The following is a 15321-nucleotide window of genomic DNA, read 5'->3' on the forward strand; positions in this document are numbered from 1 at the left end:
GGGACCCCCTGCTCCCAAAGCAGGTGCGCTAACCGGACTGCGCTACACCCCGAAGGCGTTTTTCTCAAATGCGGTGCAAAGATATAGGTTTATTTTTAATTAAACAATAGTTGATACAATCTTTTTTTAAAAGAAATTGTAAAAAGACAACAAAGAGAAGTATAAACGCCTAAACAGACATGGCGGAACACGTACGTGTAACGCGTGGAACACGTACGTGACGCGCGCGGAACACGTACGTGTAACGGGTGGAACACGCACGTGTTCCGCTTTCTATATACAGGCATTTTCATAAATCTACCTAACCGTTATAGCAAATCCTTCGGAATGCGAACCGAACTGAGACGCATAGACCGAAATCACAGAAGCAGGACCTGAAACATAATTTCCGGAGCGAGTGACATAAGCATCATAAGTGATAGTATAAGTACCTTTGCGTATACTGTCAACAAAAAACTCCACTGACGCATCCTTGTTTACACGATAGTATCCAAGTCCGCCTGACCATGAATAAGACGAAAGTTGCGATGCCGCTTCAAGACATGCCGGCTTTTCATCCTTTATTCTTACGAAATCCATATCACGGTCGGCACTGACGGTAATGGATACCGTAACCTTATCACCTACCGACAATACTGATTCACGGTCTATCTCCCTGTCACCGGACATATACTTGCGCTCTATCCTCAATCCGTCGCCATCATAAAGTTTCACCTTATCCATACTTTCAAGACACTGTGTATATACAGAAGCCCATCCCGTACCGGAACCTTTACGTGAAACAGTTACAGCCTTTACATTATTTATCTCATCCCCACACAGTGATACTGAGACCTGACCTATCGCATCATCCGGAGTAGTGATTGTTTCACCGCCAACGTTTGCTGTCATAACAGAAGTGGAATCGAGCCTGCTTCCTCCATCAGCAAGAAAAGCGTATATGGCATTTACAGACGATACCGGAGTGTCCCACACTTGTACCTGCTTCTGCTTCAACAGCCATAGGCGCATATCATCAAGCAGAGCCTCCTTGTTCTCTCCCAAACGCATTATGGCCTCCATAGCAGATACATGAGCCGGTATTCTATAGTTACACCAAGAATATCCAGCCTTGTAGGTATCGAAATAAGAACCCATTTCTTCATTGCTGACCATATATTCCATGATTGACTGCAACAGCACCTTTGCCTCATTCTTCTTTCCGGCTGCATCCATCACCGTAGCCATTACGGATTTATCCTGTATATCGAGCGATGCGGACTTGCCCATGAAATAATCCGTAAAATATGAATTGACCTTTGCATCCGCCTGACGTGCAGCATCCTTATCTATCGCACAAACATACAGATAATGCATTATCATATACTGTGGCCAATAAGTGTTTTTATTCTTAATCACGCGGCTATGCCACTCGGCAGCCACTTTCGCAAGATATCCGATTGCTTTCAGATAAACATTGTTCATCTGCGAACCGAATGTTATTCCCAAACTCTTAAGCCTTGCCAATGACTGCACTATCTGCAGAGTGATATATGGACTTGACGACATACCCTTGAACCACGGCCATGAACCGTCCTCCAACTGCAGTTGCGCCAGATTTGTTACAGCCACAGAAAGTCTGTCGTTCATTCCGTTCACATCGAAAAGCAAAGCTATGCGCTGCTTCCGTGCTGCTTCATCTTCCGCTTCTGCCAGCCATGGAGTTTCTTCGATGATGATATTCTTCAGTTCCTCATTCTTCGACAGTTCCGACCAGAAATCTTTATCGCCTTTGCCTTGCAACACCCATGTATCGAACACCTGCTTGATTTTCGGATTTGATTTGACGATATGCAAAGACAATGAATTGGCATACAATGCAGCAGCCCACGACATGGCGTCATCCGAAGAAGGAGTGCCAAGTACAGGCAATGCCTGAATCACGTGCCATTGCGGATTGGCCGTCATTTCCACAGTAAGTCTTTTGTTTGTGGCTGTCTGACTTCCGCCATTAAACAGTTTTCCGGTATCTACCGTCTTGGATTCATCTCCACGCAACTGCACCGGGATGTTCTCAACTATCAACTGTTTGTCCGACAATACAGGCAGATAATGACGTTCGCCATCGCTGAACTCACCGGCCTCAGCCATTATTGTACAAACCAATACGTCTATTCCTTCAGTTACCTTATAATTGAAAGTAACGACACCTGTTTCACCCTCACGGACATTGAAATCTTTTGTTACGGAATATACCACCTTACCGCTGAATGGATTTGATATGGTCATTGTCACCTTTCCGCTAATATTTCCATCGGACATATTAATGAGCGAAGAAGATAACGAAGAGTCATCGTCCACTCTTACGAAACGAGGCATATTGGGCTGTACCATAAACGGTTTCGACGTTGTGAACGAAGCTTTCACCAAGCCGTAATCCATATCTTTGGTGTGAACGAAACCATTGAAATTCCATTTCGTCAAGGCATCAGGCATAACGAACGACAATGTGACTGTTCCTGTTGAATCGGTATGCAGACGTGGGTAATAGAAGGCTGTTTCGGAGAAGTTTTCACGAAGCGCCGGAGATGAAGCTCCATCCGTAACTTTCACAGTTTCATCTGCCGCTACTTCTGGCTCAATATAATTAAGAGTCACCGAATTACGGCTTGCAGCAAATCCAACCGGAATTGAAGCCTTAGCCATAATATCTCTCTGTGTGCCGTAATAATTAAAGCAAAACGGCATAAAGCATGTGAAACCATCTCCTCTGAAGAAGTCTATACCATTCCCTGCCGAATAATAATCATAAGGTACATTCATATTAAGTCTTCTATCGCCTGCTATAGTCTGAAAACGAACAGGTATGAAATTTCTTCTGAAATAAGTGCTGAAATACCATCCATGAGGGTAGAATTCGTCAAGCGAAGCATCATATGCCGAAGCAAGCATTGATGCCTTTACAGGATTGCCGGACTTGTCTCTGACAGTAAGTTTCCATTCTTCAGTCTGTCCCGGAACCAACTTGTCCCTGAATGTTTTCCACTCAATGAGCAGTTTTTTATCAGGCTCAGGCTTTGCAAGTTGTATAGTTTCCCTGTATAATTCACCATTACGGACAAGAGACAAACATACTGTAATACCATCACCATATTCCTTTTTATAGCTATATCTGAACTTACGAATTGAATTAGAGAAAGTAATCCTCTTGCTTTCTATCCTTTTTTCGGATGTAAAGACATCAAGCATAAGATAAGCATCTTCCTCACTGCTACCTACATAAAAGTCAACTTTTCCGTCATTGGCAAATGATTCTCCGTCCTGATAAAACCACCATGCAGTATCAAAAGGCGGAACAGAATCGGACAGTGAGAACAATACAAAATCCTGAGTATGTGAAGTTTCACGTTCCTTGCTATCCGCAGTTGATACCTTTAGGCGATAACTGCCGGATGGAAGCGAAGACAAAGCATAGGGTACAAAAGGCTTACGTGACTGCACTTCACTGCTGAACACAGGCTTACCCACCGTATTACGCTCACCACCCAACTTGTAAATCTCATATCTCACATTGGTTTCTACCGGTATTCCGTCGTAATTTAAAACTTCAAACTTAATATCTCCAATCCTTTCCTTCGCCAACTTATCAGGCAAGCCTGAAATGTTGAAACTGAGTGATTCACCACCTACAGAGAACACATATTCCCCACTCTGCGTTTCGCCGGAAAGACTCGTAACAGTCGCCATGACTCTAAATCTGCTACAGATAAAATTCGCTGACAGATTGCCGGATTCCGGTTTCAACAAATGAAAATCAACATGAAATCTACCATCAGCGTCAGTCATGGTTTCACCGGATATAAGTTCTTTTTCATTTCTATAGAATCTGAACCACTCGATATCCTGGCGCAATACCTTGTATTCCACCTTGGCCATACGCAAAGGAGAACCGGCAAATGTTGCAGCCTTTGCATCTGCACGAACAGAATCACCGAAAGAAAATGCATCTTCCATCTTACTGAAAACCACATCGAAAGTAGGACGTTTATACTCCTCTACACGTATTGTTTCATACTGCTCTCCTGCTTTTACAGAGTACATACCCGGCATGGCGTTGGGTTTTAAAACAAACTCCGCACTGTAAACGCCAAATTCATCGGTTTGAACTTTAACATTTTCAACAGTCTTTCTATTGGCATCCAGAAGTGAGACATTCACTTCAGAATCATTAGACACAGAGATAGAATCACCGTCCTGCATATATACCACTCCGGACACAAAAACCTTCTGCCCCGGACGATAGATGGAACGGTCTGTAAATATTTTCGTATGCTTTGTAATATCGTTATTATCATTATTCGCATAAAAGCCTCCGGAATATACAGATACAGGCTTCATAAAATCATTTCCACTTGTCCGTACACTATAACAGACAAACTTATCTTTATCCCTGGCTATCTCTACAGTACCATTTACGTCTGTCTGATAAATATTTTTTACCTCATACTTACCGTCTCGTCTTATATATGAAACTATCTCGGCTTTAGGAACAGGATGCCCCGTCATACGTTCAAGCGCTACCATCTCCACCATATTGTCAGGCAAATTTACCATCACACACTGGTATGGAGATATATAAACCACCTCATAGCATACCACATCCTCCTTCTGTTTGGAATACAGTTTCAGCATATAAATTCCTGAATCAGGCAGTTTATATTTAAGCTGAGTATTTCTGACTTTATAATCAGCTGTAGGCGGAAGAGTATAATTGTTGACAGCTACACGTGTGCCATATTTCTTTATTATCTGTTCCGAGTCGCGGTTTCTTCCTAACTTGTCAGTAGTCGGAGGCAAATTCAATCTGTATGCTTCAATGGTGACACTCGTGATATTATTATATGACACTTTTATGTCTGTCCTGTATCCGGGATAGACAAACGGTATTTCCACCCTGAGTGACGGAGCAAGAATATTATTTTCCAATTTCTTAAGGTCTTCAGTCCATCTTGTTTCTGGATACAATTCCAAAGCTTTTCTGATTTCTGACATTGCCTCTACCCTCTCACGAAGCTGATTGTATTTCTGAGCAAGTTTTAATGTTATATCACAATAAACGTCAATATCCTGATACTCAGAGGCCAACTTCTTAAATTCCTTTATTGCCTCATCCGAAGACAGTTTATCCTTGGGATACACACAGTTGTCAGAGAGATAGACAAGCCTTGCCTCACGTGTCAAAGCCTCCGCTTTTTTATCGCGATACGGACTTTCCGCATCTGAGTACAAGGCTATCAATGAATCATAGATGCCAAGTATCTCATTATGGATTTTCTTCTCATTTTCTCTAACAGGAACAGAAAGCAACGTACGCACAGCCTGACGGGCAAGAAAATCGTACATATTGTCATCAAAATACTCCTTGCTCAAATCATTTGAGATAACAACAGGATAGAACAAGACAGCCGAACGTGATGCCAACAAATCTTTTTCCTGCAAAGACAAGCGCAAGCACGATATTACGGGATCGACCTTCAGAGGTGTTTCCGATGCATAGACCGTCGCCATAATACTGTTGAGTACAGCCTTTCCTACTGCGTCACTTTCTGACGCAGCCCACTCCTTCAGTATTTCTTTCTGCGCATTAAGGCTATCAGGACTCAGCCTTACCTTATATTCCGAACAGACCATAAAAGCCTTAATCATCTGCGGCAGGTTCCTGTCTGCAACGGCCTGCAAGAATATATTTTCCGATTTCTCTATAACCAAACGTGGAAGATCTTTTTTCTGAAGTGCCTCAACCTCTTTCCACTGTTTATCATAATTCTGTGCTTCTAATGTTATGGGAAAAACGATGAGCATCAGCATCAATCCCATCAAAAAACAACTTTTCTTCATATGCTTTGATTTGGTTAAACATATATCTTTATATAAAGAAACAATTTATAAATGTAATTGCTGCATTTTTAATGCTAAAAGATGTATAAATCATGTTTTTTACCTACATTTGTAATATCAGTCAGTTGTTAAAACACCATTTATAACATATAAAAACCACAATAGTATGAAAACTTTCAGTTCACGAATGTCGGAAAAAGCCAAAAGTTGCGTTTGGATGTCCATGATGTATTCCGTCACAGCAATAGCATTATGCCTGATTTTGGTATTATTGTCAGAAAGAAACGTTGACAACCTTATTCCGTTCATTGCCTGTTTCATTTTTATGGCACTCACATCATGCATACGAATATACCAGACAGAATATAGCATTACAGATGAATATCTGAATGTAAGAGGGTTCAAGTATAAATCCATCAACATATTGGACATAGAGGGAATTACAGCTCTGAAAGAAAAGAAGAGATTTACCCTTAATATCCCTTACGACACTATCATAGTAGAGAAAAACGGAAAGAAAACATATCTTGCACCTGAAAACAGAGACAAGATGTTAGACGTTCTGAAAGAGATTAATCCCGAAATCACTTTCTTCTCTTACCGCCCATAACATTGTATCTGTAAATGAAATGTGCCATGACATAACTGTTCACTCCGTTATACTCGGTTATGGAGCGTACATTGGAATTCAGACTCCTCGATATATTGCTTTTACGGGCAAGCATATCGTATGCCTCAATGCTGAATATCGCCCTGCCCTTATAGAACGATTTTGAAAGACGGGCATTCCACAACAGTTCGTCGCGGTTGAAATACTCATCGTCGTACCCCCTGCGTCCCTGGTTTACTATTCCGGACATAATACTTACGTTCCACGGCAGATTGAACGTGGCCGAACAACCATAAGAGAATGTGTAAGGTTCCTGATTATTTTCAGGATAAAGCATGTTTTTCTCAAATGTATATCCGAAAGACGAGTTTGCAGAAAGTTCCATAAGCGAGTTTCTGAATACACCGCTCAGTCTGGCATTCAGTCCGGTTTCCGACAAAGTATTCTTCATTGTCGATTTTGTAGAACTTTCATAAATATATCCCACACTGTTTCTATATCTGAAAGAAGTATTGGCATGAATAGTGAACTTCTTGTTTCTCAATGCCATATTGAATCCGGCAGAAAGACTACCGTTCCAATTACCGTTTATATTCTTAGGCATTGTGATGCGCCCTCCTGTTTCCTCATTATACATCGTGCTGTTGCTGATACTGTTCTGAACAATTGATACATTGGCATTTATAATGACAGAACGCTGATGGTCGTTATTGTAGGTATTCATTCCCAAGCGTATATTATGCGAGAACGAAGGCAGAAGTCCAGGATTACCCACACGTATGTTAAGCGGATTGGAGTTATCCTCTATAGGAAGCATAGCCTCCATACCAGGCTGCGAACTCTTGCCGTAATATTTGAACTGCAACTGACTCACCTTTGAAAAACGGTACTTGAAATCTATTTTCGGAGCAAAATTAAACACATGCCTTGCAGTATCCATATAAGCCTCGCCAAGACGGTAAGAAAGAATTGATTTCTGTGGTTGCATAGTTACTCCCACGCTCAGTCTGTACTTCTTTTTTACCACACGTACAGTCATGGATATATCATGATTGAAATACTTATAGTCGGCATCCTTTCCAAGACTGTCAATCACGCTCGATTCATAACCTTGAGGTAACTTCTGATTGAGCGACCAGTCGTCATAGTCTATGAAATCATATGTTGATTTTCCACTGGAACTGTTTTTATAAAGAAACTGATAGCTGAACTGCAGAAACACAGACTGAACTATAGGCTCGCTGTATGTAGCCTGTACACTATAATTCCGGCCTTCTGTTTCTGTATTTATTAACTGACGGCGGTATGCCACGGAATCTTCTCCCATAAAATTCTTTATACGGTAATATGTGGTTTCCGAGTCACGGAATCTGTCATTATCCGACTCGTTTATACCCATACCAAGTCTTAACCCGACGTTACGGCCGTTGGTTCCTATCTTTCTGTTCAGTGTAAGCGAGGTGCTACCGTTAAGCCTTTTAGTCACAGAAGAGTTATCTACCGTAGATGAATTAATGCGGATTTTCCTTAATGCTTTCTCTATCTCATCATCCTCTGCCGGATAAAGATAGTTATCGGGATTATCGACCACGGAATTAGGGTCAGCATTGAAACTCCCTGAAACATTACTCTGAAGATTATCATCAGACGAATATGAAAATACAGGTCTGAAAAGTATTGTCGTCAGCCGGTCAGGTTTCCACTCCAGACGCCACTCGGTCTTGATATTTCCGGAGCCGCTTTTATTGATATTATTGGCATTAGAGAAAGTGCTTTTTGAAGAATAAAACCTCTCCGTGGAGTTTATTCCACGCACATCCTTGTCGCTTCCATTCCACTGCACACTGCCTCCTATTTCGAGTTTCTCATTCTTTATTGCCATATTGTACCCTGCGCTATATGCAGATATCAGACCGTTATTCTGTTTCCAGTTGGCACGCGAACTGTTGGAGAAATTCCTGTCGCCAACATTGTTTGCAGAGCCTATAACGGAATGTTGCGTATCCTCAACAAACCTATTAAGCATAACCTTAGACGAATACCGTTCATGTGTTCCGCCTGCAGCATCAAGATTTCCAAACCATCCCTTGTTCTTACCTTTCTTGAATTTGATATCGAGCACCACCTCATCATCGCCATCGTCTATACCGGTCATTCTCTCCATATCCGATTCCTTGCTGTATGTCTTAAGCTGGTCGATAAGTTCTACAGGAAGGTTCTGAAGTCCGGTTTTCAGGTCACCGCCGAAAAACTCTTTTCCGTCAACCATAATCTTCTTCAGTTCACGACCGTTAATCTTTACTTTTCCATCATCATCCACTTCAGCTCCCGGCAATTTTTCAATAAGTTCTTCAAGTACAGCACCCTCTGACACCTTATATGCCGAAGCGTTATATGCCACTGTATCCTCATCAACCTTGACAGGAGGAGCTTCTGCTGTGACAACAGCCTCATCGAGCATAATGGCATCAGAAACCAATTTTATAATTCCCAACTCCGAATTATAAGCAGATGTACGGTCGTACTGAAGAGGTATGTCGTGTGTTTTATATCCAATACACGAGATTTTAAGCAATAAATTTCCTCTTGATGACGATTGTAACTTAAATGCACCATCGGACGAACTTACACCTCCAACCACAAGTACAGAGTCCGGCAAACTTAAAAGCCGGACTGTTCCATACTCGACAGCCTCTCCCGAAACAGAATCAATCAGTTTACCACTGATGACTATCCCTTGGGAAAAGACAAACAACTGACTTAGTATTGTTATAAGCGAAACACACAAAAACCTTTTCATATCTTACAGCATAGCGTTCTATTCTTCCTTTTTAATCTTTATAAGGAAGAAAGGAGTCATTTCACGGTATTTGGCATTCTGGAAAGTACGCTTTCCCTGTTTCACAATTTCTCCCTTTACCGTTCCTATTATATTCATCTGCCATAAAGGCATAAATTTCTTACCCGCAAATTTAGATAAAGAAGCTTTATCCAATTTTATATATACAGTCTTTTCTGTTTCTTCAGGCAACACTGAAACCGGATCAAGTGTAAAAATCTTATTTTTCTTGCCTAATTCCAGACCTATCGTATCTTTGAAATTTACATCCTTATGCAATGAAATCTTTACAGGAATAACGGTATCTGTCAAAGAAATATAAACTTCCTCCTCATCATTCATAGACAACCCCATACTGTAAGGCGAAGGTTCCGATACCTCGACTGACAATTCTGCTGCCTGTATGTGATGCGTATAATAAAAAGCCTGCATCATATTGTCAACAGGAAGAACATCGCTGTAACCGTTTCCATCCTTAGACGGATATTTCAATTTCAGTTCTATAGGGAAACGGCCCGTGTCCGCACCATGCGGTGAAGTTATAGAAACATCCCATCCTTTGCCTCCCTGTAACTCCATACTGCTGGTAGTAAATCCTTCCGGCAGCCCCTCAACCACCAAACCGGCCGGTCTTTTCAATTTCCCGCTTATGTCTATATGGAATGAAGATGCTCCACCTGAAGGCACAGATATATTGGCCGGTGATACAAAGGCATTAAACGAAGGCATTTGTTTGTGTCTTCTCAGCAAATAATGATAATCCATCCCATAGCCTCTATGTAAATCTTCTACCTCTAAAATCATTTCTCCGGATTCTTTCGGAACATAATTAAGTACAGGATCTGCATGGAAAGTCATAAGTCCCTGAACGGGATCTTCAGTATCATCGACTTTGGCAACCACTTTTTCCGCCTCATCAATCAACCTCATAACTGCATCTATTCTTGAACCATTACGCCTTCCTATAAGTTCAACAATAACCGGCTGTTTCTTACGTACCACTATCCTGTACTTTTTTATCTTGTCCTTAGATGTAAGTGAATCCGCTACTGCAGAATTCATATTCAGCAAAACCTCTTTATCAGGATATTGGATAAAATTCAGACCTTTCGGCACGGCATAAAAAGACACTGCATTTGAAGTACCGTTTTTGGCTGTATAAGTAAGTTTGTTATAACCCTCATGCTTTACAGTAACAGTTTCCGTCAGTGCATCTAGATTTGCCCCGACAATTTTCTGTTTCATTTTTTTACCGGCAATTCCATAGGCCGGATAACGTCCGGTAACGAAAGGTATCACACCGAGCTGGATTCTGTAATTGAAATCCTGTCGTCCTCTGTAAATAGCATCATGAATCATTATGGTATATTCATCATCCTTCTGCAGCTCAGTTATTATAAGCGGATCGACATTATACAGATAATCATCAGAATAGGCTACTTCACGTCCTTTTGAATCTACAATTTTTATTACAGGCTGGAACCAGCCGGGAACGGCATCAGCAATATACGGAACGAGCGAACGTCCCTTGACTGATGCTACCATAACATCTCCCTTATGCCCTGTAAATCTGAAATAGTCAATACCTCCGGGAGTAGCCTGACCACATAATACTACCGGCAGTTTATCTATAACGTCCGGATTATCAGACGTTGACTTTCCGCTTTCCGGGAAATTAGGATACGAAGCGACCTCAAAAGGTAACATATTGGAAACGCCTTGTGGCGACTGCAAGCGTAAATCATATAATCCGCAAGGAACATCAGGAGCTATACATATTCTTATCCGTACCCTGTCGGCAAGCTGTGGACTACTCTGGTCATTAAGCCTCTTGCGTTTCTTTGTTTCAGATTTACTTTCTTCAAAAGGCATTAGTTCACCTTTTATACCCTGATGATTGAACACCACTTTGGTAGCCTTATTAAGATTAAGACCTCCGGCCTCTATTTCTACGGTACTACCGCTTTCGCCCCCTGCCGGAAACAGATATCCCATAGTAAGTTTCTGCGCAGAAAGAAATGAAACCGTAAAAATGGAGAATATACCTAATATAATCTTTTTAGTATTCATAGTATTATTTTTTTACATCTATAATCTCATACAACAATCCATTGCTCTGCTTTTTGTCCAATAAAGAAGGAAGGATAGGCAAATCGCCTTCCGAAACATGAGGCAACTTTCCATAAGGGTCTATACCCATAAGAAGATATACTGTTCCTATCAAATCGCAAGGATATACCGGACGTTCCGCTACATTCTCTCCCGTCTTATCTGTTTTACCCACGACCTTGCCACCCTTGAATCCTCCACCGGCAACCAAATAACTGAAAGCCGCTCCGAAATGTGCACGTCCGCCATTCCATGGAGCTTCCCACATCACTCTCGGAGTACGTCCGAACTCTCCTCCGCATAGCACAATGGTACTGTCTAAAAGACCTCTTTGGTCCAAATCTATCAGCAAGGCGGACAAGGCTTTATCCAAATCCGGCAACATGGTATTCATAAACTGAAAGTGCTTCTTATGTGTGTCCCACCCTGTAGTACGGACATTTACGAACGGAACACCGGCCTCAACCAATCTCCTTGCCACAAGACAAGACTGTCCAAGCCTCGTTTTTCCGTAACGTTCTCTTACAGAATCCGGTTCATTGGACAGATTGAATATTTCCCTGCTCTCACCCCATATGAAATTCATGTTTACATTTCTCAAAGAATCTATCAAATCCTTATCCATAGGCAGTTTTTCAAACTCACCAAGCAAAGACATCCTTTTATCCATTCTATCCTTGTCAACAAACTTGTTCATTATACCCTCTACCTCGTATTGGGCTTTTTCAGGTTGACCTCCTGTATCAAAGGACTTATATTCGTTTCCTAAAAATCCTCCTTCATTGAAACGGCTGTTAGCACTTGTCACGGAAATATAGCTTGGCAATATCCCTTTGTATGAATCTTTTTTCATATATGAAATCACAGAACCATAAGAAGGATATACTACAGAACCACCCGACAAGTCACCTGTTATCATAGAATAATGTCCTGTTTCGTGAGCATTTACACCATGAGTCAGACTTCTTACAAGAGAATACTTGTCAGCTATACCTGCAAGCAAAGGCAGTTTTTCACCTATCTGAATACCCTCAACATTAGTATCTATTACCCCCTTGAAATTCCCGAAATAATCCCTCGATGTATTTGGTTTAGGATCGAACGTATCAGTCTGTGCCGGTCCTCCGTCAAGATATACCAATATCACGGATTTTGCCCTCTGTGCTGCAATTCCTGACATTCCTGTAAACAATAAACTCAAAATCACATATATGGTTTTCATAACAATATTCTAATTAATGATTATAAAGAAACTCATTGCTGTTTATCTGCATCCACATTATGTCCACGGCCAACTCCTTCAATGGCAATTTGTTCTGTTGCATATAACTCCTGTATAATCCTATTTCATCAGGAGTTGCTTTTCTGGAAAGTACCAGTAATGTAATGGCATTTGCCAACTGCGGCACGTTCTTATTCTGTTTACAAATCTTTGCGAGATTAGGGCTTTTCCTTATACGCTGTTCAAGCTCTGATGAATTCATCAGATACAGCAACTGCCTTGAAGTAATAGAATTATTTCTCTGACTTTCCAAAGAAACATCTCTGGACACTTTTCCGAAAAGCTCCAATTCTGTAGAAGAAACTGTAGCATCACCCAAATGTACAGCCCTGGTTTTTGGAGGATAGAAAGTGAAAGGTTCAGGCACACGACTGTGGTATGTATTCCATATTCCCGTAACTGATGCCAAAGCATCCACTATAACTTCAGCCGGAAGTCTTTGGGAAACATAGTCGCCTTTGGGATACATTTCTGAATTAAAGGCATCTGACAAAATAATTTTTTTCAACAACTTCTTCATATCAAAATCATTCTTCACAAAATAATCTGTCAGTTGTTTCAGTAATTTAGGATTGGAAGGTTTATTGTCCTTTCTCCAATCGTCAGGTTCATCTACTATACCTTTGCCAAATACCCAATACCACATTCTATTTACCATAACCTCGGCAAACCTTCTGTTTCCGGAAGATGTAAGCCATGAAACATATTCCTTTCTCCAGTCGGTATCAGTACGCGGAGTAAGCACAGTTCCGTCACTCAATACAATTCTCTCCTCAGGCACTTCTCTGTGTATATCAATATATATGATTTCTTCCTTCCACTCTTTCGTTGACTTGAATTTCACCTGCGAAAAGCACAAATATCCGTTATCAGTACATTTTCTGTCTCCGAGAAACAACAGGTTTATATTGTTATAAAAATTCTCTGGAGTTCTTTTCTGGAATCCTCTGTAAAAGTTCACAGCCGGTGCTCTGAAATTACTGCCTTCCGAAAGCAATAAATTGCTAATCATCCTGTTATAAGGAACATTGTGGAGCAATTGCTCATATATCCATCTGTTATAAGCCTGTACCCCATTAGGCCACAAGTTACTTGGAAACTCTGATTTAATACGCAATATATCCCCCCAGTGCATCTGCATATATTTAAGATAAAGTTCGCTGTCAAGCAATTCATCAACCAAAGCTTCACGCTTGCCGGGATTACTGTCATTAATAAACTTCAGACACTTTTGAGGAGAAGGTAAAGAGCCTGTGACAGTAAGATATGCCCTTCTTAAGAACACCTCATCACTACACTGTTTTGAGGCTTTAACCTGTACCGCATGAAGCAATACACAGATTAACAAAAACAAAATATTTCTCATAATATCACGATATTAATATACCTTCAATTTCAACCAACAATTCCCCTCTGCATACATCAGCAACAGTATAAACAACAGGAACACCGGGATATGCATCATCTACTACAGATTTTATTTCATCATAATCCTTTTCATTCTTGACATATACACGAAGGTTACATAACTTCAAATCATAAGCCTTACATCCGAATCTAATCAGGTTTTCTTTAGATATCAGATAGTTTATGTTTTCAATTGTTTGTATCGTCTGCAATCTCGCCGAACTTTCATCCATACTTTCCTCACCTCTTATGGCAGCAGTTCCCGAAACAAAGCAACACGCACCATTATCTATTTCAACAAGTTTCGCCCGTTCAAATTTAGGAGTACTCTTTACCGCATCCCTACTATTATCAATAAGTACATTCTTTGAATACTCATGAGCGGCTATCTGCAATGGGTTATCTATCGGATATACCCCTTTATGATTTTGTTTTTTATATTTTACAGCAATACATCCAACTATCACTCCATCAAATGAAGCCCCTATTCCTGTAGCGGCAGGATATCCGTTCTCCCATTTAGAATTTGAATAATATGCCGTACGTGCATCATTGAATTCCTGATAATTCTGTTTCCCGTCCCTATGCTTCGTTATGTTTCCCACATAGTTCCATTGTCTGACTATATCACCGGTACAAAAGCCATTATAAGACAGCAAATAATCCAATCTACCCAAAACCTCATTACTTTGGGATAAAACTTTTTCTGAAAAATCTGTAGAAGGAATACCTTCAGAAAACAACAGTGAATACTCATCACAATCCATCATCATATAACACACCCCATTCATTTCATCCACACATAGGTCTGTATTTTCACTTTCCATTATATATACCTCAGCCGAAAGTCCTCCATTAGGCAAAGTATATTGAGGCACAAGCGTAACAGGGACTTTCCTACCCAACAAACCGTAAACAGCCTGTTTGACTGTATTAAGCACTTCATGATATTTTTCAGTTTCATTTAAGCCGAAAAATACAATCCCACATATCTTGTTTAAAGGTATACCATTAAGCAGTTTTCTGATATTCCTCTCATAATCATTGTCCGAAATTATTGTCGAATTATAGATTCTAAGTTCCATAGTTATAAACATTTATTTATAGCTATTAGACTGATAAACTCGGAAAAGGTTTAAAAAGAAAAGAGTATAAAGTCAAGAAAAATCCCAACTTTTATACTCTTTCTGAAAATTA

At 40.6% G+C, this 15321-nt stretch carries 7 protein-coding genes; 1 reads left to right on the forward strand and 6 read right to left on the reverse strand.

Features of this window, described 5'->3' with window-relative positions; translation table 11 throughout:
- Positions 1 to 297: 297 nt before the first annotated feature.
- Entirely contained in the window at positions 298 to 5877 is a 5580-nt protein-coding gene (locus QZ379_RS05740; RefSeq protein WP_291560558.1) for an alpha-2-macroglobulin family protein, read from the reverse strand.
- Between the two features lie 166 nt (positions 5878 to 6043).
- Here QZ379_RS05740 and QZ379_RS05745 point away from each other — a divergent pair, with 166 nt between their 5' ends.
- Positions 6044 to 6487: a hypothetical protein gene (locus QZ379_RS05745; RefSeq protein ID WP_291560572.1), complete on the forward strand. Its 444-nt coding sequence runs from the start codon at positions 6044 to 6046 to the stop codon at positions 6485 to 6487.
- Here the strand turns inward: QZ379_RS05745 and QZ379_RS05750 are convergent.
- Genes QZ379_RS05750 through QZ379_RS05770 form a run of 5 tightly spaced genes read right to left on the reverse strand, consistent with a single transcriptional unit; the run spans position 6462 to position 15209 of the window.
- Positions 6462 to 9287: an outer membrane beta-barrel protein gene (locus QZ379_RS05750; RefSeq protein ID WP_291560585.1), complete on the reverse strand. Its 2826-nt coding sequence runs from the start codon at positions 9285 to 9287 to the stop codon at positions 6462 to 6464. The two genes, QZ379_RS05745 and QZ379_RS05750, sit on opposite strands and share 26 nt — an antisense overlap.
- Positions 9288 to 9305: 18 nt before the next feature.
- A complete protein-coding gene (locus QZ379_RS05755; protein WP_291560593.1) occupies positions 9306 to 11396 on the reverse strand; it encodes a hypothetical protein in 2091 nt (696 codons plus the stop codon).
- A gap of 4 nt (positions 11397 to 11400) precedes the next feature.
- Positions 11401 to 12657, reverse strand: coding sequence for a DUF1501 domain-containing protein (locus QZ379_RS05760; RefSeq protein ID WP_291560599.1), 1257 nt, complete (start codon positions 12655 to 12657; stop codon positions 11401 to 11403).
- A gap of 13 nt (positions 12658 to 12670) precedes the next feature.
- Positions 12671 to 14083, reverse strand: a complete 1413-nt coding sequence (locus tag QZ379_RS05765) for a DUF1553 domain-containing protein (protein WP_291560606.1) — start codon at positions 14081 to 14083, stop codon at positions 12671 to 12673.
- A 4-nt stretch (positions 14084 to 14087) separates the two neighbouring features.
- Positions 14088 to 15209 carry a PTS cellobiose transporter subunit IIC gene (locus tag QZ379_RS05770; protein ID WP_291560617.1) on the reverse strand — a complete coding sequence of 374 codons (1122 nt, stop codon included), beginning with the start codon at positions 15207 to 15209 and terminating at the stop codon, positions 14088 to 14090.
- Positions 15210 to 15321: the final 112 nt, after the last annotated feature.

Origin of the sequence: Bacteroides sp. (assembly GCF_019417265.1) — a bacterium.
GTDB lineage: Bacteria > Bacteroidota > Bacteroidia > Bacteroidales > Bacteroidaceae > Phocaeicola.